This window comes from Pseudomonas marginalis, from assembly GCF_900105325.1.
GTDB lineage: Bacteria > Pseudomonadota > Gammaproteobacteria > Pseudomonadales > Pseudomonadaceae > Aquipseudomonas > Aquipseudomonas marginalis.
Genome location: NZ_FNSU01000003.1, coordinates 281,137 through 306,550, shown reverse-complemented (window position 1 = coordinate 306,550; position 25,414 = coordinate 281,137). Strand labels below are relative to the sequence as shown.

At 64.5% G+C, this 25,414-nt stretch carries 13 protein-coding genes and 1 pseudogene; 3 read left to right on the top strand and 11 right to left on the bottom strand.

Annotation, left to right across the window (positions count from 1 at the left end):
• Positions 1-175: 175 nt before the first annotated feature.
• The 9 genes and pseudogenes from BLW22_RS10815 to gspG form a co-directional block, all read right to left on the bottom strand.
• Positions 176-12,423 (bottom strand): annotated as a pseudogene (locus tag BLW22_RS10815) (filamentous haemagglutinin family protein).
• A gap of 206 nt (positions 12,424-12,629) precedes the next feature.
• Positions 12,630-13,814 (bottom strand): substrate-binding domain-containing protein, encoded by a 1,185-nt coding sequence (locus BLW22_RS10810; RefSeq protein ID WP_027607538.1) that lies wholly within the window; start codon positions 13,812-13,814, stop codon positions 12,630-12,632.
• Between the two features lie 517 nt (positions 13,815-14,331).
• Positions 14,332-15,543, bottom strand: a complete 1,212-nt coding sequence (gene gspF, locus BLW22_RS10805) for a type II secretion system inner membrane protein GspF (RefSeq protein WP_074846133.1) — start codon at positions 15,541-15,543, stop codon at positions 14,332-14,334.
• The gene (gene gspE, locus BLW22_RS10800) at positions 15,543-16,961 is read right to left on the bottom strand and encodes a type II secretion system ATPase GspE (RefSeq protein ID WP_074846131.1); all 1,419 of its coding nucleotides are present in this window, start codon (positions 16,959-16,961) and stop codon (positions 15,543-15,545) included. The genes gspF and gspE overlap by 1 nt, the downstream gene beginning before the upstream one ends.
• Before the next feature lie 139 nt (positions 16,962-17,100).
• Positions 17,101-19,425, bottom strand: a complete 2,325-nt coding sequence (gene gspD / locus BLW22_RS10795; RefSeq protein ID WP_074846128.1) for a type II secretion system secretin GspD — start codon at positions 19,423-19,425, stop codon at positions 17,101-17,103.
• Complete coding sequence (gspM, locus tag BLW22_RS10790) at positions 19,422-19,934, bottom strand: type II secretion system protein GspM (RefSeq protein ID WP_065926280.1); 513 nt, start codon at positions 19,932-19,934, stop codon at positions 19,422-19,424. The genes gspD and gspM overlap by 4 nt, the downstream gene beginning before the upstream one ends.
• The gene (gene gspL, locus BLW22_RS10785; RefSeq protein ID WP_065947770.1) at positions 19,927-20,997 is read right to left on the bottom strand and encodes a type II secretion system protein GspL; all 1,071 of its coding nucleotides are present in this window, start codon (positions 20,995-20,997) and stop codon (positions 19,927-19,929) included. The genes gspM and gspL overlap by 8 nt, the downstream gene beginning before the upstream one ends.
• The gene (gspK, locus tag BLW22_RS10780; RefSeq protein ID WP_159440243.1) at positions 20,994-21,872 is read right to left on the bottom strand and encodes a type II secretion system minor pseudopilin GspK; all 879 of its coding nucleotides are present in this window, start codon (positions 21,870-21,872) and stop codon (positions 20,994-20,996) included. Before gspK ends, gspL begins: the two co-directional genes overlap by 4 nt.
• An 8-nt stretch (positions 21,873-21,880) precedes the next feature.
• Positions 21,881-22,330 carry a type II secretion system major pseudopilin GspG gene (gene gspG / locus BLW22_RS10775; RefSeq protein WP_049708805.1) on the bottom strand — a complete coding sequence of 150 codons (450 nt, stop codon included), beginning with the start codon at positions 22,328-22,330 and terminating at the stop codon, positions 21,881-21,883.
• Positions 22,331-22,478: 148 nt separating this feature from the next.
• Here gspG and gspI point away from each other — a divergent pair, with 148 nt between their 5' ends.
• Positions 22,479-22,844: a type II secretion system minor pseudopilin GspI gene (gspI, locus tag BLW22_RS10770; protein WP_065926283.1), complete on the top strand. Its 366-nt coding sequence runs from the start codon at positions 22,479-22,481 to the stop codon at positions 22,842-22,844.
• Here gspI and BLW22_RS10765 read toward each other — a convergent pair.
• Entirely contained in the window at positions 22,831-23,262 is a 432-nt protein-coding gene (locus tag BLW22_RS10765) for a type II secretion system protein N (protein WP_027607547.1), read from the bottom strand. The two genes, gspI and BLW22_RS10765, sit on opposite strands and share 14 nt — an antisense overlap.
• 93 nt (positions 23,263-23,355) lie before the next feature.
• Here BLW22_RS10765 and gspH point away from each other — a divergent pair, with 93 nt between their 5' ends.
• Positions 23,356-23,808 (top strand): type II secretion system minor pseudopilin GspH, encoded by a 453-nt coding sequence (gene gspH, locus BLW22_RS10760; RefSeq protein ID WP_027607548.1) that lies wholly within the window; start codon positions 23,356-23,358, stop codon positions 23,806-23,808.
• Positions 23,805-24,416 carry a type II secretion system protein GspJ gene (locus tag BLW22_RS10755; RefSeq protein ID WP_065926285.1) on the top strand — a complete coding sequence of 204 codons (612 nt, stop codon included), beginning with the start codon at positions 23,805-23,807 and terminating at the stop codon, positions 24,414-24,416. The genes gspH and BLW22_RS10755 overlap by 4 nt, the downstream gene beginning before the upstream one ends.
• Positions 24,417-24,476: 60 nt before the next feature.
• Here BLW22_RS10755 and BLW22_RS10750 read toward each other — a convergent pair whose 3' ends face one another.
• On the bottom strand, positions 24,477-25,403 hold the full coding sequence (locus BLW22_RS10750) for a FecR family protein (RefSeq protein ID WP_074846125.1): 927 nt from the start codon (positions 25,401-25,403) through the stop codon (positions 24,477-24,479).
• Positions 25,404-25,414 lie beyond the last annotated feature (11 nt).

Sequence of the window (25,414 nt, the reverse complement as noted above, 5' to 3'; positions counted from 1 at the left end):
TCGACCCAAAGGCCGCCATCGGGAGCAAGTCGAATCGTCGCACCCACAGTTTTAACCGAGTCTCCCCCACCATACCGGTCGGCTAATAAGAAGCTCGCCACCCTTCTGCTTGCGCAAAAAAATGGGGCGATCACTGATCGCCCCGAACGGTACATCGAGAGGTCCTTCTGAAGTTCTACAAACTGATCTGCTTACGCTCCTCATCCGTCAACCGAGCCCGCGCCTGTTCACTCAGCGGCCCCGCGCCCAGCACCTGCACCGGGCTGTCGGGGTTGTAGCCCGAGGTTTTCCGAGGTTCCGGTTCACGCGACAGCGGCTCGGTGCCCAGGCTCAGCACCTCCACGGTCATGATCGACGGCCGGCCCTGTTTGGCCGCCGCCTGCTGGCTGCGCGCCGCGTCTTCTGCGGCCTGGGACGCCGCCGCCCCCGCTGCGCTGGCCGAGCTCATGGCGCCGGTGTTGACGGTGGCCGACACCGGCACCCCGGACGACTTGCCCTGGGTCTGGATGTTCGCCGCGTTCACCACCCGCAGGGCGGCGATGTTGACGTTACCCGACACCCGAATCCCCGCCTCGCCCGCATCGATGGTGCCCATCGGCGCGATCAGGTCGATATCCCCCGCCGGCACTTCCGGGATCGGGTTGAGCGTGGCGATCCCCGCCCCCGTGCTCGGTACCGACGGCGACAGGCTCACGTTGCCCCAGTTGTCATAGACGCGCTTGGGCGGCGTGTACACCACGGTGGTCTTGGAGCCACGACCGGCGTTGATGTCGCCCTCGCTGGTCCAGGCCATGATCGAGCCGCCGAAGGTGGTCATGATGCGGCTCTGGCCAAGCAGGATGCTGCCCAGGGAGTACAGTTGGATATCTCCAGCGCCCTGGGTGATCACCCCAGCCGTGGACGGCGGTGCGGCGCCTTCGATGCCGAACGTCTGGCGGCCACCCGGCGTGAGCATCTGGATCGAGCCACCGAAGTTGGTGTGCACGCCCGCGCCGCCGAACATCGTGATGTCGCCTTTGTAGGTGATCGGGTTGCCGGCCACGTCGGTCTCGGGGAACAACCGGGCAATCGCGGCACGACCACGCACATAGCTGCCCTGGCGCACACTGCCGTCCTGGTTGTACTCACGGCCGGCGGCCTTGAGTTCGGCAAAGTACACGTCGCGGGCGAAGATCCGTTGTTGTTCGGCGGGCAGTGCGGCGTAGTAGGTCCGCGCCTGTTCGCTGTCGCCGGCGAAGCCGAAGCGTTCGGTGAGCCAGGTAACCAGCTCGTTTTCGTAAGTCTTGGCCACCTTGGCGCCTTGCAGGGATTCACCCGCTTGCGCCAGGTTGGCGGGGTTCAGGTAGGCCTCGACGAAGCGGCGGTAATCCGGGCCATTGGGGCCCATGCCGGCTTGCATGACGATGCTTGCGCCAGGGCGGCTGTCGCCCGCCGCCACAGCACCCAGGCTGTTCACCGCGACTTTGTCTTCCATCTGGATGTTGCGCCCCGCCGTCAGTTCCAGGGTACCGGGGCCGGCAACGTTAAAGCTGCTGTAGAGGATGTCGCGGCCAGCGCTGGCGATGGAGATATCGGTGGGGCTGTTGTGCACGAACAGGTTGCCGGTAAAGGTGTATTGCCCCGTATCCGTGACACCTGCGCTGGCACCGCTCAAGCGCGTGCCGCTGCCGACAATATCGCGTCCGGCTTGCATCCATACCGGGCCTGCGCCTTCGTAAAAGGTTTGCCCGAACCGAGCGTCACCCACCCCCGTGATCGTGAGGGCGCGCCCACTATTGACGCCCAGCAGGTCCCCGTTCAGCGCATAGAAACGCGCGGGCTCCAGGGCATCACCCCAAGCCATGCTGGCGGTGTTGGGGCCAAAGGCAAACAGCGGGGAAACCGTCAAGGTTGCAATGTTGCCATCGCTGGAAAGATTGCCACTGCCCACTATTGCCGTTTTTTGATCCGTCAGGAAACCGGCGAAGGCCGGACGCAGAATAGTCGCCAGGCTATTGGGTGCTGCACTGGAGCGGCTGATCGTCAGATCGCCGCCGGAGATCGAATCCCCGGCCAGCAATTCCAGTTGTCCATTGGACGAAGGTGCGAGTACCAACGCCCTGAGCGGCTGCACGGTGCCAGGATTACTGGTCGAGGCGCTGCCGTAATAGAGACTGCCGTTAGCCGCAACCGCACGCAATGTCGCGGGATAGACCGCCGCCATATCGGTTTCCAGGGTCTGGGTCAGCGGCGTGAGGTTGCCCCCGGCAGAGAACAGGTCCACTGCTGTGCGGTCGGTCCACAAGCTGAACCAGCTTTGTCCGATCCCGTTGACCCCCTTATTGACGAAGGTCAAGGCGTTCATCTGCGGCGCGCGCCCAGGGTCGGCGACGTCCTGCAACACCAGGTCGCCACGGGTGGACAGGCCGAAAGTGGCGTCGCCCGGCAATAGGCTCAAACCACCCGAGGCCATGGCCGAAGTGGAACGCAAAGGATCGTAGGCGCGCACTTCGCTGGGGCTCTGGTCTGTGAACCGGTTGCCATAACGCAGCGTCAGGCTGCCCAGGGCGCCACCGGTCAATTGCACGTGCCCACGCAGGTTCACCAGCGCACCATTGAGGTGGTCTGCGAAGGTCTGGCTGGCGGGGTTAACCGCTCCGCCGACCCGCAGGTTCAGATCACCGCCACCCGTCAGTTGCACACTGCCATCGGCCCCGACCCGACCGGTGCTGCCGACTGCCAGTACCAGGCCTTGGCTACGGCGACTGACGTTCAGAGCTGTTGAAGAGACAGGGCTGATGAGTCCTGCATCGCCACCCACATCAACATTCAGGTTGCCGCCTCCCAGGGTGCCAAACCCGGTGAACCCGACCATCTGGTCCGAGCGGTCGCTGGCGACGTAGGAACCAAAGTTGATCCACCAGGCGGTGGCTTGCGCCTGGCTGCCACTGAGGCCGTTGCCCTGACGCCACAGCCAGTTGCCGACGTTGGCGGAATCCTGGCCTTGGTCGCTGGGTACCGGACGACCAACGCCATTCTGCGCCGGGCTGGTGATATTGCCCGTCAGGTTACCGCCCACTTTAAGCAGCAAGTTGCCGCCAGTGTCCGGATACCAGGCACGGTACAGGCTGCCCGTTCCCCCATCGACCAGCTTCTCGTTGCCCCCGCGTTACCCAGCACCTTGTTGTTGCTGCCCACGGCGCGCTTGAGGTTATAAGGATCGTTGGCCGAGGTGCCGGTGGACGAACTGCCCGCGGTATAGACCCCGAACAGCGACTCCATGCTCAGGTTGCCGGCGGCCAGCAGGTCAAGGTCTGCAGCGCCGGTGCGGATTACGCTGAAGCGAGTGCTGCCACCCACCAGCAGCGTGTAGTCCTCACCACTGGTAACGCAGTAGTCCGGGAGATCGTCACATATACCCGGGTATTGTATTGCGTCGAAATCAACCGGTTGGCCCACCATGCTTTCATCGCCGAACCACTCCTTAGAGCCCTCCTCGGTCCAGACCTGGGTTCCTTTCCCGAACGTCCCATAGTGACTGTCCGCCAAGCGCAGATTGCCGCTTACCGGATGCGGTTGCAGCAGGCGACTGTCGGCTGCCTCGGTGTCGGCCCCCGCAACCAGGCGAATCGACCACGACTGCGCACCCTCCTCCAGCATGGGAGCAATTGCCCAGTTCTTGCCTGGATGGCCGGCGTCACGCAACGTCACCGACTCCACGCCGCCCGGCAGCTTCACGTCTGTCCCCGACGGCAACAGGGCGCCCCGGGGCAGCGCTTGGCTGGCGGTCAGCGTCACCTTGGTGGCCAATGGCACGCCCTTGGGCCAGATCAAGCCGTCGACACTGGCTGACGTGCTCAACAGGCTGCCGGCATCCAGGACACTGCCGATGGCGAGGGTCTGGCTCTGAGTCAGCAACGTGCCCGCCGCGAACAGCACATTGCCCGAGGCATCCCGAACAGCCGCCGCCAACACCGTACCCGCCGGGAGTACCAACGGTTGTTTGAGCGTAGCCGCGACGGGCAATCGGGTGCCCGCCGGCAGAAACAGGGGGTTGGTCAGTACATCGAAATTAAGCGCAGCGCCCGCAGGGAACACAGTGCCCATCTCCAGGGTCACGCCGCTGCCCGGTACCACCACGGTGCCGCCGGTGTAGTCGATACCGGCGCGCAGCCCCCAGCCATTGTCATCGTCGGTGGGCGGTGGCGCGGCAAAACCGTCGTTGATGCTGCCATAGATATTCAGGTCGCCACCGGCGCGCAGGGTCAGGCTGCCGGACTCGGTCTTGGCCGTTGATTTGAGGCTGGCGTAGCGATAGCTGGAGAGGTCCAGATCGCCCTGCACCACCAGGTCGCCGTCCGGGGTTTTGCTGATGATTTCCACACCGGGGCGCAGGTGGAAAACATCGCCGTAGGTGGCGTTGTTCAAGCCGGCGAGCTTTTGCAGCAAGTTGTTGTTAACGCGCGCGGCATTGATGAAATCCTTATTGGATGGATCGACGACTTTCTTGAGGTAGTCCTGATCAATAACTTGGTAGGGGCGCCCGTTGGGGGTTTCGTCAGTTTTGGTCGGGGCATCGTCGTAGGTTCTCATGCCATTGAGGGCGATCGAACGCGCGCCTTGGATAGTCAACTGCCCACTGGCGTCAATGGCGATGTCATCGCCGCCCACGCGCGGCGCATTGAGCTCCAGCGTGCCACGGTTGCGCCCGTCATTGCCGGTCGCGGCCTCGGTGCCATGGCGCAGGTCGATGCGCGCGCCATTGGCCAGGGTCAACTGGCCTTGGCCAGAGCTGAGGACCACGATGGCGCGGTTGGGCGAGTCGATGATCTTGCCGTAGCTGTCCACGCGTAATTGCGTGCCATGGGCGTCCAGCACGGCGCTGCCGTCGAGGGTCAGGCCGTTTTTCGCGGCCAGGTTGATGCTGCCCACGCGCTCACCGCTGGCATCTACCAGGCCGGTCACGCGCAGGCTGCCGTTGTCGATCGAGACGTTGACGTTGTTGGCCTTGACGTCGTTGCCGATGGTCAGGTCGCCCTGCTTGAGCTGGAAGCTGCGCGCACCATAGACCTGGCCCTGATTGAGGCGCTGGTTGAGCGCGGCGAACTGGTCGCTCAGGGTGCCACTGGCAGCCAGCCGCTGGGCCTGGATTTCAACCGAACCGGCCAGGTACGGCACCAGCGTGCCGCCAGCATCGTAGTAACCGCTGCTGCCGGCGACGATTTTGCCCGACAGGTCGACGATGCCCGCCGCGCCGTCCACGGCCACTGCGCGCAACCGGCCCGCCTGGTTGTGCTGCGCCGACAGGTCGATGGTCGAACCGGCCGCCTGCAGCACATTACCTGCGCGGCTTTCCAGCAGCACTTCACCTCCCGCGCTGTACTTGGTCAGGTCGTTGAAGGGGATGGCACGGCCTGCCACATCAATCGATGCGACGTCGGTCAGCACCACATCGCCACGGGCACCCAAGGTCACCTTGCCGCTGGGCAGTACCACGGCACTGGCCAGGCGCAGGCTGTCGCCCTGCAACGACAACTCGCCGCCGATACCGTCCACCTTGCCCACCGTGCCCTGCGAAGCGCTCACATCAATTGCACCACCAGCGGTAATACGGTTGACCGAACCGGCCTCACCGGTCATCAGCGGCGTGAGGATATTCAGGTTGCCGCCGCTGTAGGCAAAGCCCTTGATCGCATCAAACGCGCCCTGGCTCTGGTACACCGAGAGGCTGCCCTTGTGGTTGGCGGTGATGCGCTCACTGGCATTGAGGTTGACGTTGGCAAAGCCCAGGGCGAGGCGGTCGAAGGTATTGGTCGTGCTCGGCTGGGCAAAATCCCCATAGCCGAATTCGATACGCTCGGCATTGATGTCCAGGCGCCCGCTGCCGCTGCCGGCACCGCCGGTCACCGCCGCCACAGGCGGCGCGACGGCACCTTGCCAGATCAGGTTGGCGGTGTGGATAGTCGCCACGTCGTTCAAGCCGCCAGAGCCGTAGATCGCCGGCGTGGACAGCATCAGGTTGCTCAGCAACGACTTGCCGGTCACGGCGTCATAAGTGTCCAGGGTGGTGGTGCCGTAGAAGTTAAAGCTGTCACGCGCCGACAGTTGCAGAGTTTCCAGGGCCGGGGCGCCGAATTGGGTGTCGCCGCGCAGCAGGCGCTCCAGCACTTGCTGGTTGAGGGTCATGCCCACCGGCAGGCGATTGTTGGCGGCTGCAGCGGCCAAGGCTTCGGGGCTGCCGACGTTGATGCTGGACACGCCCAGGTTCAGGTGGCGAGTGCCATAGCGCACCTCATCGCCCATCTGCAGGGTGCTGTCGGTCAAGGTAACGATGCTGCCTTCGGAATACAGGGCTGTCTGGCCGCTGCAGGGCGCGCTGTCGCACACGCCTAACTGGATGCCTCCACTGATGAGTCCACCCAATGACGGCGCGGCAATTACGTTGAGCAAACCGTTGGACACCGCCAGCACATTGCTCAGGTTGTAGATAAAACCGTCACGTGCGTCGTAGCTGGCCTTGCCCTGGCCTATCGTGTTGATCGAGGCGCCTTGTTCGAGCGTAATTTTTCCGGTGGAGGTCACCAGTAATACCTCCGGTGCCGCCAGTTTCGCGCCGTCGCGCAGGATGATGGAACTGATGATGCTGCTGGGGAGGTTGATGTAGTTGCCACCCTGGCCGTACGTGACATAGGTCATTCCACCGATCAGCAGGCGAGCCGCGCCCATTGCATTCAGGCTGTCCGCATCCACCGTAATGCCTTTGAAATTGGCGGTAGCCGCGTTGCCTGCCGCGACAATTTCGATGTCCCTTCCCAAGCTGCCCTTTTCTTCGTTTATCAGCGATACGGTACCGCCGTAACCGCCGTCAGCGGCCTCGAAGCGGCCGATCCCCTGGAACGAAAAGGCATCCGCACCTGCGCCTGGCCGCAGGGCCAGTTGCAGGGTCTTGGCATCCACCGGCAGCAGTGCCCGAGGTACACCAAGCCTGGTGGCGTCGGCCACGGCGAACTGTGCGTAGCCGGTTTCGTTGTATTGGGAGTAACGACGCAACCTATCGGCCGACGTGAGAATTACCTGGCTGGCCGTACTGTTGCTGATCCCGGTATTGGCGATGGACAAGCGCCCTGCCGTGGCCCATGAGCCATTGCGCAACGCCTGGGTCACACCGTCGGTGCCCAACCCGGCCAGGCCGTTGATCTCGAGCCGGAAAGCCCCAGGCATCAACGCATAGGTGGACGGCATCAGGGTATAGGTGCCGGCCGCCAGGCCCGGCACGCCGGCGCCGATTGTGATCTGCTGGCCGATCAACGGATCGACCGCGCCACCTTCCGGCGCCACCGGGGCATAGCCCGGTTGCACGCCCGGCACAATCGCATAGATCGGGTTGGTGCTCAGACCCGGCAGTACAAACCCGCCGTTCGCACCGAACTGTACCAATGGGTTGTAACGTGCATCGGTAGAGCCCCCGCGCCCGGAAATAAATCCGGCGCCGAGCAGTTCGCCACCGCCGGACAGATCCACCGTCGCCTGCGGCAGCACCGTCAACTGCTGGCCACCGAGAATCACCCCAACGTTCAGGCTGCCCGCACTGTTGCCGCCACCCTGGCCGATAAACGTCACTGTCTTGCCGTTGTACTTGTAGATCTGGCCATCCACGGTACCGCCGTAAGGCAATACCAGGCCCTTGCCACTCACCGAAGTGAGGCTGCCCGGCAGCAGTTGCACGTTGGTAGAGCCCAGGTTGCCAATCTCGATCAGCCCCAGTGGCGCACGCACCACCCCGCCCTGCTTGATGGTGGGCCCGCCCAATTGCAGACGACCAAAGGCCGAGTAAGGCATGGCGGCATTGCTATTGGCGGTGCGTGCGATGGTCAGGGTGCGTGTCGGATCGTAATTGAAGCCTGTGTCATTGCTGGCAGCATTATTCAGATAGCCCGCCAGTACCCGGGCGCCGACCTCAGTCGCCGGATACAACTGCGCCGCGCGCAGGGTCATGTCACCACTGGTCACTAATTGCGTGCTGATGCCCTGGGCAATCACATCTGCCCCCGCCCCCGCCAGGAAGCGCAAGTCGCCCTGGCTGGTCAGTTGCACATCATCAAACCCCCGCCGTTCGAGGCTGGCCTGGCTGTTGTCGGGCCGCAACAGATAGCTCTTGTTGCCGAACACCACATTGCCACGCACGTCGATCAGGTTGGCGTTGGCGTTGAACTGCGCCGTGGTGGCCAGCGCGGAGGGATTGGGCAACACCGGCACCGCGCGGGTATAGGCTTCCTTGCCGGATTCTGCCGGCGCGAGGATGCCGGCCAACAGCAGGTATGGCGCCGACAGGTTGACCCGCGAACTGGCCGCCGCGTTTTCACTGAGGTTATAGCTGCCACCGTACAGGCGCAGGCTCTGGCCCATGTTCAACGACACGTCACCGTCGAAACTCAGCAAGCCGTTGCTGAGCAGCGCCAGGTTGTCAAACCCGCCGGCGCTGACCTGGTCCACGCCGAGGCGGCCATGGCCGTACTCGAGGCTGGAAGTCGGGCTGGCTTGATGGGTCTGGCTGAGCACCAGTTCACGCACCTTGAGCACACTGTCGTTGACGCCGGCCTTGAGGTAATACGGGCTTTCCAGGGCCAGGGCCAGGCTACCGCCCGCAGCACCTGCGCCACCCGCGCGGGCAACAAAGCTGCCGTCCAGGTACAGGCCGTTGTTCGACGCAAAGCTGATGCTGCCGCCATTGCTGGCCATCGGCACGCGGCCCTGGCCGGGAACATCCAGCATCGCCTGGGCACCGGACGCGTCCAGGCGCGCGCCGTCGCGCACCACCACAAACAGGTCACTGGCCTTGGCGATGCCGGTGGCCAGGTTGATATCGCCGCCGATGCTGATGGTGCCACCATTGCGCACCTGGCCGTAGACATTGCCACGGTTGCTCACCGCCGTGACCGCACGCGACGCCACGTCGATCAGCGCGTTTTCACCCACCCAGATCGAACGGCTATGGCCGGCGGCGTTGGCCGCTTCCGAGCCCGTCGCCGTCAGGCCGCCCAGGCTGACGCTGCCGCCCCAGGCGTTGAGGCTGCCGTTCATGGTCAACTGGCCGACGCTGCGCAGGTTGATGGCCTGGCCTGGGTCGACAGTGATCACCGCGCCCTGCCCCACGCTCAAGGCCGTGGTGGCCAGTTCAGCCGCCGTGGAATTCAGATTGCCGGCGGTCAAGGTCAGGCTGGCGCCACGGCGCTGGGTCAGTACGCCTTTGGCAGCGTCTTCCTGGTACAGCGCCGGCGTCCAGCGTTCAAGGGCGGTGGCCGGGTCGCTGCCCGTGGCAGCGGCCGAGGTCTGCTCGCCAATACGGTAGACCGGCGTCGTGACGTCGACCTGGGTACCGTCCGTGACCAGCAGCCCTTCATTGCCGGTGATGTCATAGGCCGAGAAGCCCTTGTTGAAAAAATCCCCCGCCAGTTGCACGGTGCCAACATCGGGCGCCGTGGCGCTGTCGCCGATCTGTACTTTGCGCGCCTGCAACGCCAGGGTGCCGCCACCGCTCACGCCATAACCGCGAATCTCGCCGTCCAAACCCAGGGTACCGAGAGACGCCAAGGTCACGTCGCCGCCCTTGCCACCGTTGAGCTTGCCATCCAAGCCGAGGGTGCCACCGGAGGAAGTGTCCACCACGCTGCCGGCCGCCAGGTTCACACCGCCAGTGCTGCGCAGCGACACCTTGCCGCCGTTCACATAGGCCAAGCCGCTGCTGTTGGCCGGATCCAGCAGCAGATTGTTCCAGCGCCCGGTGGCATCCAGCGTGACCCCGCTGGCCACGTTCAGCGTGCCGCTGCCGTTGAGGATGCTGTCGCCCACCGCACCGCCTTTAAGCGGGTCGACCTGGCTGAGGATATTGCCCGCGTTGAGGCTGCCGCCGTGGGCCGTGAGGTGGGCGTTGATGTCGACCCTTGGCCCGAACAGGGTGATATCGCCGCCATCGGCCACCTTGAGCGCTCCGTTGACGGTGACCTGCTGCTTGGCCGCGACCTTGATCGCGCCCAACTGATAGCCATTGAGTTGGTCGCTGTCGAGTACCATCTTGCCCTGGCGGTCCGCGGGCAGCGCGGTGGTGAGGTCCAGGCCATCGGCGATTTTTTGCGTACCGCCCTCGATCAACACCTCGTCCGCGTTTGCGCCCAAGGCATAGCGCAGGGTGCCGGTGGTCTTGTTGTAGATAGGCGTGTAGCCGCCAATGATCAATTGCGCGCGCTGGGCCATGGCCTTCTGCGACTGCTGGTAACCGTCGAGGTTGATGTTCGGCGCCTGGGTCTGGCGATCGCCCTGGAACACGTCACTGATCACCTGGCCCTCGAGCACCGCACTGGTGGTACCGATCACCAGCTTGCCGGCATCGCGGCCCACCGTGTAACCGCTCTCATAACGACGCTGCTTGGCGATCATCGGGTTGTAGTAGTAATCGGTCTGGCCCCAGCGCTTGCTGGTGTCTTCATACCCCTTGTAGAACCCGGAATAGAGAATGTCGCCCGGCGCGTTGGACAGCTCATACAAGCGCCCATCCGGGCCCTTGAGCCAGGTCTGCTGGATATAGCCGGCCTGCACATCCACGGTGCCGCCCGACAGGTTGATCTGCGCGTCCTTCTGGGTCACCACGTCCTTGCCGGTAAACGTCACGGTACCGCCCTGGGCCATCCACTCGCCCACCGAGTGGCCTTGGGTGCCCAGGTAGCCGCCCACTTCCAGCAAGCCGCCAGCGGTGTACCAGCGATCCGTCGCATAGCCGTTGGTGCCTGCGGGCACAAACACCAGCTCGCGCAGGTCGACCCACACATCGTTATTGATCAACTGCCCATCGTCACGGTTGACCGGTGCGTCGCGCTGCTCGTTGCCCTGTACGTTGATCTTGATGTTGTTGGATTCCATCGACACCTTGACACCGACCGCCCCGGAGACATCGATCATCGCCCCGTCGCGTACCAGGCTGCGCCCGGTGGCACTGACCGCGACCTGCCCACCGGTAGCCAGGGTGATCGAGCCTTTCTGGAAGTCCACCGTGCCGCCGCTGACGATCTCGATGCGTGATTGGTCGGTGCGGTCGGCCACGGCGCTGAGGTTGTTGAACTGGCCGGTGATCAGGTTGGCGGGCGTGCCGTCGAGCTTGATCAGGCCGTTGTCCTTCTGGCCGTTGAGCGCGGTGCTGCCGCTGCTGTCGAGCAGGATCGCGGTGGTGCTGCCCTCCCCAAGGGTCACGCTGCCGGTGGTGTCGGTAGCGGAATTTAGCAAATGGATGGTGCCACGGGTGTCCACCGACGTGCTGGCCAAGGCCACGCCATTTTGCTGCACCTGGTGCCCGGTCAGGGTGATGTCACCGGTGGACGCCATGATCAGGCCCGTGTTGCTGACCTTGCCTGCGCTGCTGCCGGCCTTGAGGCCGGTGGCCACTTCATTGCCACGGGTGGTGGAGCGGTCATTGCCGGTGGTGCCGACACCCTTGCGGATGTAAAAGCTGTCGCCGGCGGCCAGGGTGGTCTGGCCCTTGGCGGTAGTGAGGGTACCGGCGTTTTCCACTTCCGAGCCCAGCAGCAAGGCATAGCCGCCGGCGTCGGTGGAGGTGGCGGGGTTGTGGGTCTGGATCAATGCGCCGCGCTGCACCTCGACCTTGCCGGCCGCGTCAGTGAAGGTCGGCTGGGTGCCGGTGGCGTTCACGTAGATACCGCGCTGGGTGAACTGCTCATCGGTGATGTTCGCCGCCGCCGCCACCAGATTGCGCACGTTGACCTGGCTGGTGCCACTGAACACCACGCCGTTGCGGTTCACGATCATCACCGTACCGGCGCCGTTGATCTGGCCCTGGATTTCGCTCGGGCGCGCATTCGGGTCGTTGACGCGGTTGAGCACGGCCCAGCTCGACTGCTGCTGGAAGTCGACGCTGGTGTTGCGCCCGACGTTGAAGGTTTCCCAATTGAGGATGGCCTTGTCGGCGGTCTGTTCGATGGTCACCGTGGTCTTGCCGCCGGCCTGGGTCTGCACCGGGCCCTTGGCGTTGGTCCAGCCCTGGGTCAGGCTGTTATCCACCTGCAGGCCACCTTTGCCGAGGCCGTCTGGAATCGTCGAGACTTGGCCAAACGCCGCCTGACGCCCCGCCGCTTGTGCTGCCTGCTGTGCCGCAATCGCCGCGACGCTGGTGTTCAAAGTGCTGATGGAACGCGCCAACTGCTGGTTGACCCGCGCCTGCTGGTTCAGCGAAGGAATCCCCTGCACCTGCCCGGCACTGATCCGCGCCGCCGTCGCCGCCTGGGTCGCACCTTTATCGGCAAACCAGCTGGAACTGAACGCCGTGGCCGCATGGGCATTGCCCGCCACCATCAACAAGGCGATGGCCTGGGCCAGGGGCTTGAGGCGCAGCACAGTTTCTTGGGCTTTCAGGTTAACCGGCGATTTGCAGCGGACCATCGGGGATCTTCCTTCTTTGTTATCACGCAGGGAGCAAGACAGGCTCACGTATGAGGGTTAGGCGGTTGGCGAGGGACGGGACTGAACTTCTGTCACGCAAAGTTCATAGAGGGCTGTTAACGGCTCGAAAAAACCGCACAAACGCAAAAATCAGCAACGGCACAGGCCGTTGCTGATCAGGTCGTGCAGATCGTTGAAAGCGAGGGTTACAGCGGACGACCGATACCGTTGCAGACGTTGGTGTTGCCGATGCTCAGGGCGTTGCTCGCGGTCAGGAAGCTGGCGCGAACGGTGGCTTTCCAAGCGGTTGGCAGCGGAACGAAAGCGTTGGCGGTGATGGCTGCATCGTTGTTGTTGGAGGCGCCGTAGTGCTTGGTGAAGAAATCACGCACTTGGCTGGTCTGGGTGGCATCGGCGTAGCACTGGCTGAAGATCAGGTTGGTAAAGCCCAGGATCGGGTAGCCCGAGGTTGGGTAAGGCTGTACACCGGCGGTGTTGTCCGGACCGAAGACTGGAACCCAGGCGTCCGGGTTGGAACGATCAGCGGCAGCCGGTACCGGTACTGCGCCGATGGCGGCAGACACGTTGGCGGCGGCAGGCGAAACGCCCTGGGTGTTGGTGGCGACGTTTTTGCCCACGCGAGCCACTTTGGTGGCGTCGTCCAGGCCGGCCAATGTCGGGGCGGCGAAGTCCGGGCTCATGTAGGTGATGCGGCCATCGCCGGCGGCCAGGGCAGTCATTACACCTTGGCTGCCAGTAGCAGCAACGGCGCCGGCAGGCAAGCCACCGGAGAAACTGGTGCCGAAGGTGGTGGTGACGGCGAAGTTGCCTGTTTCTGCGTTGCACTTGGCATTCAGGAAACGGGTGAACAGCTCAGTGGTGCCACTGCTTTCGCTGCGATAAACCACAACGATCGGACCGGTACGGCCAGAACCGGAAATCCCGTCCCAGGTATTGATACGGCCCGAGAACACGCCGCACAACTCTTGAACGCTCAGGTCTACAGCGGCGGAACCGCTTTTATTGAAAGGAATGGCAACCGAAGTCCCCACCGATGGCACCTGGATCAACTTGCCCCAAGTCGGTTGCTTGGCAGAGGCGTAGGTCGACAACTCAGTGGCGCTCAGCTTGGAGTCGCTGCCGGCCCAGTGCACGTTCTTGTTCGTCACGCCCGCCTGGAACTTGGTGTAGTCGTTGTTCAGGAAGGCTGCCTTGCCGTTGCCGCTGCCGACACCGATGTACTGGGCGAAACCGGCCGTCAGCACGCCGGAGGTCTGGTACAGCGCTTGTGGCAGGGTGGCACCGCCGCCGTTGATGTCAGCCATTGCAGCCTGTGCCGAGCACAGTGCGGCGAGGGTCATGGATACCGCGAGAACGTTGCGCTTAAACATGAAGAATCTCCTTTCGTCGTGTTTGTACGTTGGGGTAGATGGCTCTTGCATGACGCCATGGCTTCGGTCCCAGGCCGTGTCTCGGGGGTGGCGAGGGGTGAGGCCATGGGTAGGAAATTTCGCAGTTTCCGATGACAGCAAAAGGAAAAAACCTCGGGAGGAAGGGCTTGATTTTTAAAAAGATTCTCGGGTGTTTTGGTCATGGTTTTGAGCGGTTTGGCGGCAGGTGACAGCGAGGTTTCAGCGTGGGTTTAGTCAAGGCGGCGCGGGCTGTGGCGCAGGGCCTGGATGTGACGGAATGAGGAACCCGAGGTTGGGAGCCGGCGATATCGGCCTGCCCCAAAACCAGCCTCAGCAGAGTTTCTGATACACCGCATTCTGCTTTACTGGGGCTGCTTCGCAGCACGGCGCGGGGCAAGCCCGCTCACCACAGAGGAACTCACCCGTCTCTGAAAGTTGTGTAAATATCCATGGCTATCAGGGGCAAGCCCTCTCCCACATTGGTTTTTTGGTGTGTTCAGGTCACCAGTTGGTTGATCTCGATGATCGGCAACAGCACCGCCATCACAATCACCAACACCACCGCGCCCATCACCACGATCATCAGCGGCTCCAGCAACGCGGTCATGCCCATGGCCCGCCGTTCGATATCTCGCGACAAGGTCTGCGCCGCCCGCTCCAGCATCGGTGGCAGCGAGCCGGTTTTTTCGCCACTGGCGATCAGGTGGATCAGCACCGGTGGGAAGACTTTTTCCACCGCCAGTGCCGGGGCCAGGTTGACGCCCTCACGCACCTTGGCCGTGGCATCGTTGACGCATTGGCTCAGGCGCTCATTGGAGAGGGTTTGCCGCGCCGCTTCCAGGGCCCGCAGCAACGGCACCCCGGCACCGCCGAGAATCGCCAGGGTCGAGGCAAAGCGCGCGGTGTTCAGGCCCAGCACAAAGCGCCCGATCAGCGGCAGGCGCAGCACGCGGCTGTGCCAGTTCAAGCGCGCCACCGGGTTACGCAGGTACAGGCGCCAGCCCCAGAAACCACCGACAATCCCGCCGAAACACAGCCAGCCCCACGCGCGGATAAAGTCGCTGGCGTTGAGCATCGCCAATGTCAGCCCGGGCAGATCCTGGCGCGCCTGGGAAAACGCGCTGACCACCTGGGGCACCACGTAGCTGAGCAAAAAAATCACGATGCCGATGGACACCAGCCCGACCACACCGGGGTAGATAAAGGCGGTGAGGATCTTGCCGCGCAGGTTGTTGCGCTCCTCGATGTAGTCGGCCAGGCGTTCCATCACCTGGGCCAGGTCACCGGACTCCTCCCCCGCCGCGGTCAGTGCGCGGTAGATCGACGGAAAGTCCCGTGGCCGTGCCGCCAAGGCATCCGCCAGACGCATGCCGCCGCGTACATCGGCACGCACGGCGGCCAGGGTCTGGGCGATGTGTTTTTTCTCCGCCTGTTCCACCGTGGCGCTTAATGCCGCCTCCAGGGGCAGGCTGGCGCCGAGCAGGCTCGCCAGTTGCCGCGTGGCCCAGGCCAGGTCGTTGTCCGACAGCTTGGCGCTGAACAGGCTGCTGCCGGCGGCGCTTTGCTGACCGCCCTCGACCTGCACCAGCAGCGCGGTCAGGCCACGGCTGCGCAGCACGGCAAATGCCCCGCTCTGGCTGTCGGCCTCCAGGTGCCCGGCCTCGACTTTGCCGCTGGCATCGGCGGCTTCATAGCGATAGCGATTCATCAGGCGTCCCGTGTCACGCGCAGGATTTCTTCGGGCGCGGTGGCGCCGCTGCGCACCCAGCGCTCGCCGTCTTCACGCATGCTGAACATCCCCGCACGCCGCGCCGCCACGCGCAGATCCTGCTCGCCGGCGCCCTGGTGGATCAGGCTGCGCACCTCGTCGTCGACGCAAAACAATTCATGGATACCGGTTCGCCCGCTGTAGCCGATCTGGTTGCACTGCGCGCAGCCCACCGGGCGCCAGGTGCCGGGCGCGGCCGGGTCTTCCTGTTTGCAATGCGGGCACAGGCGGCGGACCAGGCGTTGCGCCAGCACGCCCAGCAGTGACGAGGCCAGCAGGAACGGCTCGACGCCCATATCGATCAGGCGGTTGACCGCCGACACCGCATCGTTGGTGTGCAGGGTCGCCAGCACCAGGTGCCCGGTGAGCGAGGCCTGCACCGCGATTTGCGCGGTCTCCAGGTCGCGGATTTCACCGATCATGATGATGTCCGGGTCCTGACGCAGGATCGCCCGCAGCGCCAGGCCGAAGGTCATGTCGATCTTGGCATTGACCTGGATCTGGCTGATGCCCGGCAGGTCGTATTCCACCGGGTCTTCCACGGTGAGGATATTGCTGGTGCTCGCATCCAGCCGCGCCAGGGCGGCGTACAGGCTGGTGGTCTTGCCGCTGCCCGTGGGCCCGGTGACCAGCACGATGCCGTGGGGCTGGCGGATCAGGGTATCGAGCCTGGCCAGTACCGAGGGCGCCATGCCGAGGGTTTCCAGTTGCAGACGGCCGGCTTGCTTGTCGAGCAAGCGCATCACCACCCGCTCGCCATGCCCGGTGGGCACGGTCGACACGCGAATATCAATCGGCCGCCCGGCCACGCGCAGGGCGATACGCCCGTCCTGGGGCAGGCGTTTTTCGGCGATGTCGAGCTGGGCCATGATCTTGATCCGCGACACCAACGCGCCATGCAGCGCCTTGCGCGGCGACACCACATCCCGCAGGGTGCCGTCGACGCGGTAACGCACCACGGAGTGGGTTTCATACGGTTCAATGTGAATATCACTGGCCTCGTCCCGCGCGGCCTGTGTGAGCAAGGCGTTGATCATACGAATCACCGGCGCGCCGTCCTGGGTGTCGAGCAGGTCGGTGATCTCGGGCATGTCCTGCATCAGGCGGTCGAGGTCGACCTCGTTCTCTGCCGCGCCCACCACGGCGGCGGCGCTGCCCGTATCGGCATAAGCACTGGCGAGAAGGCCGTCGAGTTCATCGTCGCGTACCTGCTCAACCCGCGACTGGCCGAACTGGCGCCGCACTTCGCTGATCGACCAACCGGGGGTGGAGGGGCAGACGGTCAGCAGCATGCCGTCGTCGCCGGGACGCAGGAGGATGCGTTGGGATTTGGCCCAGGCGTAAGGGAGAAGGCTCACAAGACATCTTCCTGACCGAGCGCGGTCCAAATGTGGGAGGGGGCTTGCTCCCGATGAGGGTGTGTCAGCCAGCCAATTTGAAACTGACCCATCGCTATCGGGAGCAAGCCCCCTCCCACATTTAGATCTCCACTCGAACTCATGGCCGTGCATTTCCAGAAACCGGCACCGCCCGAATCACCGCCCGCGGCCCCTGCTGCTGCCCACCCGGAATCGCCTTCTCCACCGACGGTAATTGCGGCGCCTGCACATCCGGCATCGCCCAGCTGTGCTCCGGCTGCAACCCACCCTGGGCACGACGCATGAATTCATAGCGGTTCAAGGTAATGCTACGCCCCGCGCCACTGTCGCGAATAATGTAAGGCCGCAGGAACACCATCAGGTTAGTCTTGCTCACACTGCGCTTCTCATTGCGAAACAACGCCCCCAACCCCGGAATATCCGAGAGCCACGGCACCGCGTCATTGCTCTGGCTGTAGCCGTCCTGCAACAGCCCGCCCAGCACCATGATCTGCCCGTCGTCGAGCAGGATGCTGGTATCGATCGCGCGCTTGTTGGTCACCGTGCCCGCCGACACCGACGCCCGTGTGTCCACGGTGCTGACCTCCTGGTAGATATCCAGCTTCACCGTGCCGCCTTCGGAGATCTGCGGGCGTACATTCAGCTTGAGCCCCACCTCTTCGCGCTGCACGGTCTGGAACGGGTTATTGCTGGTGCCGCCGCCACCGGTCACATAACTGCCGGTGACGAATGGAATGGTCTGCCCCACGAAAATGCTCGCCGCTTCGTTGTCCAGGGTCAGCAGGTTCGGCGTGGACAGCACGTTGGTGCCGCCCTTGCTCTTCAAGGCACGGGCCAGCACCTTGAGGTCGAGCACCTTGCCGATCCCCGGAATATCCACAGTGCCATTGACCACGCCGATATTCAGGCCCTTGGGCAGCACATCAATACTGGTGGGACTGGTCGGCGTGCCCACGACACCGCTGCCGCCCAGGTTCACCCCGCCGAAGCCGCCTCTGCCCGCCAGGTTGCCGGCCTGCCATTGCACGCCGAACTCGGTGGCATCGTCCTCGCCCACTTCCACGATCAGGCTTTCGATCACCACCTGGGCGCGGCGCTGGTCAAGCATGTCGATCACTTCCCGCAGGTTGCGGTACAGCGGGTCCGGCGCGGAGATCAGCAGGGTGTTGGTGGTGGCGTCGGCCTGGATGGTCACGCCGCCGGCGCTGAACGCGGTGTCCTGCTCGTTGGCGGTATTGCCGGTACTGGTACCGGTGCTGGAACCGGTGGCTTGCCCATAGCCCGACTGCACGCCACTGCCGGTGGGCGTGCCGCTGCTGTTCTGGGCATTACTCGTGCCCTGGCTGTTATTGCCATTGCTGCCCATGGCGCTGAGCTTGCCACGCCCATCATCGCTCACCCCGGAATCGCTCTCGCCGGTGAGCAGCCCGCGCAACGACTGGGCCAGCTTGGCCGCCTGGGCGTTGCGCAGGTACACCACGTGCATATTGCTGGGGTTGCTCTGGGCATTGTCGAGCTTGTAGATGAGGTTGCGTGCCAGCTCCGTACGTTCGGGGCTGCCGGAACGGATGATGATCGAGTTGGAGCGCGGGTCACCGACCACGTTGATCTTCTGGGTCTGGTCGGCGCCCTGGGTTTCCAGCAGCTCGGAAACCATGGCGGCGATGTCCACGGCAATGCCGTTCTGAATCTGCACCACATCGGTATCGATGGCGCTGGGGGTGTCGATGCCGCTGATGATCTGGGCGACCCGCGCAAGGTTTTCCGCATAGTCAGTGATGACGATGCTGTTGTTGCCGGGGTAGGCGTTGATCGGGTTGTTCGGCGACACGATGGGACGCAGCACCGGGATCAGGTTCACCGCATTTTCGTATTGCAGGCGGAAGGTGCGCGTCTGCATGCCACTGCTGCCGGCACTGTAGATCGGCCCGCCGAGCAACTTGGCATCGGCCTCCGGCACCACCTGGGCCACGCCGCCCACATCCACCACACTGAAACCCTGCATGCGCAGCGCCGCCAGCAGCATGTCGTAGGCCTGATGGGCCGGCACCTGGCCTTCGCTGACCAGGGTGAGCTTGCCCTTTACCCGAGGGTCCACCAGGAACTGCTGGCCGGTGGCACGGGACAGCGCGCGCACCACCGCCTGGATATCGGCATCGACAAAATTGAGCTGCACCGGCTGGTCACCCAGCGGGTTGCGCGCCTTGACCGGCGCCGGGGCCTGGCCACGGACGCTGTTGGTCACCGGGTGCTGGACCCGCGGTTTCGGTGCTTCGTCGCGCTGGCGATCCAGCAGGGTATCGCCGCTGCGCCGGGTATCGGCCAGGGGTTGGCCAAGCTCACTGTCCACCAGTAACGGCGTGGTTGACGGGCTGCTGCACGCACTCAAGGCCAGCAACAGCAACGGCGCGGCCTTGCGAAAAGGGAGGACTGACCACTTCATGAAGCTTCCTTAGCGCCAGGCGCCTGATCCATGCGAACGGTCCCGGACACAGTGCCGGCCGAGTTATCGACGGCATCCGCAGCACGTTGCAAACGCGCCTCGGACACCTCCAGGGAAAATGAACGGGCATTGCCCAGCAGCCAGGCCACCACGGCGTCGGCCGGGGCGTTGTCGAAGGTCAGGCGCCAACCGCCGGCGTCCAGCGCCTGCACCTGGTAATGCCCTTGCAGGCCGGCACTGTCCAGGGCCTGGCGCAACGCGGCTTCGTCGGCCTGGCGCGGCGCGGCGACATCCTGCAACAGCACCTGCAAGGCTTCGGCCTGGGCGCGCAGCCTGGGGGTTTCGGCCTGCCAGTAGTCGATCTTTTTCAACGCCGGCTGCACCAGCACCAGCCAGGTCAGCAGGCTTGCCAACACCAGCCCGGCGCCGATCAGCAGGCGTTTCTCGCGCAGGGCCAGGCCGCTCCAGAACACCTGGGCCTGGGTGCGCAGGCGCAGCCACCTATTCATCGCCGGCCTCCGGTTTTTCCGTGGCCGGCGCCGGGCCGATGCTCCAGCCCTGCTCATCGCGCATGGCGGCAAAACCGGCCTGGGCCAACGCGGCCTGCCACTCACCCTCGGCCGCCGGGTTGCGGCTGTCGGCGAGTAACGCCAGGTGCAAGGTGCCCTGCTCAAAGTTCAGGTTATCGACGCTGCCCACCATAAAGGGCAGGTTGCTGCCTGCCAGTTGCAACAGGCTGCTGAAGCGTTGGCCCGAATCGGCAGCCGCGCCGCTCTGACGTGCGGCCAACTGTTGACGGGCCTGCTGCAAAGGGTTGAGCACCACCGGTAATTCAGGAAACGCCTGGCGCACCTGTTGGTTCATCAACGCCTTGAGCCGTTGGCCTTCGTCGACCTGGCGCGCGGCATACAGGTTGAGGCCGACGGTCCAGATGGCAGCGGCCAGCGCCACACAAGCCAGCGCCCTGCCCCATCCGGCACCGGAGGCTTGACCGAGGCGAGCATGCAAGCCCCAGCCAGGCACCGCGCCGCTCCAACGCTGCGCCTCCGCCACCAGCGGCACGTCGAGCGCCTGCAACCCCAGCGGGTGCACAGCGCCCTGTTGCAGGCTGTCGCGGGTCAACAGATAGCCGTCGTCCAACGCCGCCGCCCCCACCGGCAACGCATAGGGCGCCGGGTACAGGCCGCGCAGCTTGAGCTGCACCTGGGCCAAGACCTGGCCCAGTCGCTCCAGCCCGGCCTTGGGCACCCAGCCCACCTGCACGCGCCCATCGCTTTCGCGCGGGCCGTGGGCCACGTGCATTTGTTCCACCGGCCCGAGGATCAGCGCCTGGGCCGCACAGGCCACCGCCGCCTGGTTTTTTGCTGCGGGCAATGGCGGCAGCTCCAGGCTGGTGAGCAGGCTGTCATGCGGGTGCAGAAAGCAGTCCACCGCCTGCCGGCTCTTGCCCAATTGCGCCAGGCTTTCCTGCCCCTCGGACACCACCACGCCACGCTCGATCCAGGCAAATTTCACCTGGCTTTCAGCACTGACCTGATCCAGCGGCGGCAAGGCAATGCGCAAGCGTTTCATACGCCCACCCGCGACCAGATCACCTTGGGCTCACGGTCTTCGGGGCGGTGCAGCAACGCGTCGATTGTCACCCGCCGGCGCTCGCGTCGCGCCTGGCCCTGGAGGCGAAACCACTCGCTGGTAATGCCCACTTGCACCGCTTCCAACTCCACATGGGGCAAGTGCAGACGGTTGACGAAATCCCCACGGTTGATAAACCAATGCCCGTTGTCGCGCTCGGCCACCAGCCCGTGGGCCTGGGACAGGCTGAGCTGCGGCACCACCGCGCTGAGCACTTCGGCGCTGGCAGTGTTGCCGTTGACCCAGGTATTGCCGGGCAGCACGCTGACGTACGCCTGCAGGCGCTGCAACACCTCCGGGGTCAGGCCTTCGAGGCCACTGAGGTCGTCGAGGCTGCGCAGCATCGGGTATTTGGCGGGCTGCCCGTTCTGTTCATAGGAAGCAATCACCCGCTGGCTGATGCGCCGGCTCACGGCCGGGGCCACGCCCAGGGTGCGGCACAGGCGCTCGAAGCTCTGCAATTGCTCGGCGTCGGGCTGCTGGCGGTTAACCAGGTTGCGCAGGTTGAACTTGCCCTGTTCATCGTCTATCCGCCCCTCGAACACGCCGGCCTGGGCCCGCGCCCAAGGTTGGTCAAGGCGGGTCAGCACGTCCTTCTGGCGGGCTTCCCAGAGCATCTGCCGGCTGCGCTCAAGACCGCCCAGCAACAGCCATTGGCCCTGCACGCGCGACTGTTCGGCTTCCAGGCTGCGGGTGAATACGGTCTGGCGCGTGAGCATGCCGCCGGCGATCACCGCCACCACCGCCGCGATCAGCAAGGCACTGATAATCGCCATGCCGCGCTGCTTCGCCGCTGGGGGCGAATACCCTTTCATGGCGCGCCTTACAACTGCCAGGAGCCGATATCGGCATTCACGCCATCGCCATCCGGTTGGCCATCGGCGCCCAGGGAGAACACATCGACCTCACCGTTGGCGCCCGGATTGAGGTAGTGGTAAGGGTGGCCCCAAGGGTCGTTGGGCAAACGCTCGAGGTAGGCGCGCCAGTTATTGTTCTTGGCATCCGCCGGGCGTTCCACCAGCACTTTCAGGCCCTGGTTCATGCTCGGGTAAGTGCCGTGGTCGAGGCGATACAGCTTCAACGCCTGCATCAACCCGCCGATGTCCTGTTTCGCGGCGGTGGCCCGCGCCTGGTCCGGGCGATCGAGGACCTTGGGCACCACCATCGCCGCGAGGATCCCGAGGATGACCACCACCACCATGATCTCGATCAAGGTGAAGCCACGCTGGCCGCGAGGGCCTGGCAATGGGGATGTTAGGCGCGCGATATCCATCTCGACATTCCTTGGCTTGGGTACATTTCGTGGCGCAGTGTTGCAAGAACACATGTCAGTCGTATTGAAAATCCTCGGGAGTTTCGGTCGCCAATCGGTCAACTGCCGGCGCTAGTCTGCGGGCCTGTTTCCCTGCTTTGAGAACCCCATGTACGGCCGTCGCAAGGAGCAAGGTTTTACCCTGATCGAGGTGCTGGTGGCGCTGGCGATTATCGCTGTGGCGATGGCTGCTGCCATCCGCGTGGCCGGGTTGATGACCCAGGGCAACGGCCTGCTGCGGGACAAATCCATGGGGTTGCTGGCGGCGCAGAGTCGCCTGGCGGAGTTGCGCCTGGAAGGGCATTTGCGCGACGGCACAAAGACCTTCAGCTGTGACCAGGGGCGCTTGAAGCTGCGGTGCGAGCAGACCATCAGCCGCGATGGCCGCCTGTTTCAAGTCAACGTGCAGGTGCTCGACGCCAGCCACGAGGCGCCGCCGCTGGCCCGCGTGGAGACACAGGTCAGGGCCGAGTGAGCCGCGGCAAGGCCGGCCCATCGGGCAATTTGTCGAGGTTGACGCGCAGCTTCTCGCCGCCGCGCTCGATCTCGACCCCATCGCCTTCGATGGCCGTGAGCCGCACGCCCGGGCTGAGGCGCTCGCCCAGCAGGAAACTGCGCGGCGGGCCGTCGTTGAGACTGAGGATCGCCACCGCACCGCGCGCCCCGGCCAGCACCCCAGAGACCTTGACCTGCAACGCAGCCGGCGCATTGGAAAACCATTGCAGCGCCGGATTATCGCTGCGCGCCGCCAGCACCTGGGGCGCGGCCTGGGGCGTATGGGACTCGGCGGACGTCAGCAACAGCGGCGTCCAGACCGCCACACCGGCCAATGCCGCCAGCAACGCCACGATCTGTACACCGTGGGCCGGTGAGAAACGCAGGGTAAATGCCATGGGAAGGACCTCCTGTTTGTCCATGGCACCAGCCTACAGGCCAATTCGCACGTTTTTATTTCACAAGCTCACCAGCTTTCGAGGGGCCTACCGATGAAACAGCAAGGCTTCACCCTGATCGAGTTGATGGTGGTGCTGGTGATCATCGGCATCGCCAGCGCCGCCATCAGCCTGACCATCAAGCCCGACCCGCTGCACCTGCTGCGCAAGGACGCCGAGCGCCTGAGCCAACTGCTGCAAGTGGCCCAGGCCGAAGCCCGCGCGGACGGCCGCCCGATCACCTGGCGCGCCGACGCCAAGGGCTTTCGCTTCAACCGTCGCACCGACGATGGCAGTGGCGTCGAAGCGTTCCAGGGCGACACCCAACTGCGCCCGCGCCTGTGGGAAAGCACGCCGATGCACATCAATATCGAACCCCGGCAAACCCTGGTGCTCGACGCCGAATGGATCAACCCACCCGTGCGCATCGTGCTGTCCGACGGCCAACACAGCCTCAGCCTGCAACGCGACACCGCCGGCTTGATGCGCGTTGTGAGCCAGCCATGAAGCGCTCCGAACAAGGCTTCACCCTGATCGAAGTGATGGTCGCGATCATGCTCATGGCCGTGGTCAGCGTAATCGCCTGGCGCGGGCTGGACAGCGTCACCCGCGCCGACCAGCACCTGCAGGCGAGCAGCGAACAGACCGAAGTGCTGCTGCGCGCCCTCAACCAACTGCAGCGCGACATCAGCCTGCGCGCCAGCGTCGAACTGAACACCCCGGAGCCCTCAAAGAACAGTGCAGAAAAGCTCGATGGACCGGCGGCGGTCACCGTGCGCAGTTCCGACAGCAAAGGCTTTCGGCTGGACATCATTCGCAGCGCACCCATCGCCGGCGATGGCCTGCAACGGGTGCGCTGGTGGCTCAAGGGCGACAGTTTGTATCGCGCTGCGGCACCCGCGCGGGATCGCTATCCGCTGCCGGCGGCGAAGGATGGCGTGGTGGTGTTGAGCGGGGTCCGTGACCTGCAGGTGCGGGTGTGGGAGGCGGATAAGGGCTGGCGGCAGTTGAGCGGGAATCGGCGTGAGGATCCGTTGGGGCTGGAGATCAGTTTGGTGCGGGAGACGCCGCAGGGGGTGGAGAAGTATCGGCAGGTGGTGGGGCCATTGAGATAGCCGTCCCAAACACGCCCCCCGTAGATACCTTGTTATCACATTGAAAATAGGCAGGTACTTCTAACTCAACAACACCACCCCACCCGGCAACTCCGTACACTTGGCCCCATACGCATCCCGAATCAACAACGCCACCCCTGCCAACTGCTGCAGGCTGAACCGCGCCTGGACGCGCCGTTGGCCAAGTTGCTTGTTGAGCAGCACCAGCATCCCCGGGCGGTAGCGGTTGATTTCGTCCACCACCGTGGCCAGGGTGGCGTTGTTGAAGACCAGCACCTGTTCGCGCCAGGCCACGACCGCCTGGGTGTCCACCACCACCGGTTCGCCCAGGCCGGCCGCGTCGTAGCTCAGTTGCCGGCCGCTCTCCAGGCGCACGCTGCGCCCGGCCACGGCCACCGACAGCCAGCCCTCGATACAGGTCACGCACACCGTGCGGTCGGTGTTGCGCAGATTGAAACGTGCCTGCGCCGCGCTCACCCAGCCTTCGCCCGCCAGCATCTTGAGCGGTTGTGCGGAATGGGCGATCACCTCGACTTCGCCTTCGAGCAATTCAAGCCCCTGGCCCACGCGGCTGACGCGCGTCTGGGTGTTGAGTTCCAGGCTGACGCCGTCGCTTAACAGCACTTGGCGCTGTTCGCCGACTTCGGTGCGATAGTCCGCGGTGAGGCCGGCAAAACCACCGGGGGAGCCGACCTGCACCATGACCACGGCTGCCGACGCGGCAATTGCACCGCCCAGGAATGCACGGCGTCCAAAGCTGCGTGGTTGCGAGACTGAATCGAGGGCCGGGGCCAGTTGCTGCCACATCGCCTTGGCCTGCTCGAACGCCTGGGCATGCTCGGGGCTTTGCGCACACCAGGCCTTGAGCGCCTTGGCATCGGCCACGGTGGCGCGGCCCGAGGTCAGCAGGACCAGCCAGTCGCGGGCTTCATCGTGCAGGGGGCTGGCGGCGGAGTGCCGGGGGGCACAGAGGCTAAAAATGTTCAAGCGCGCAAATA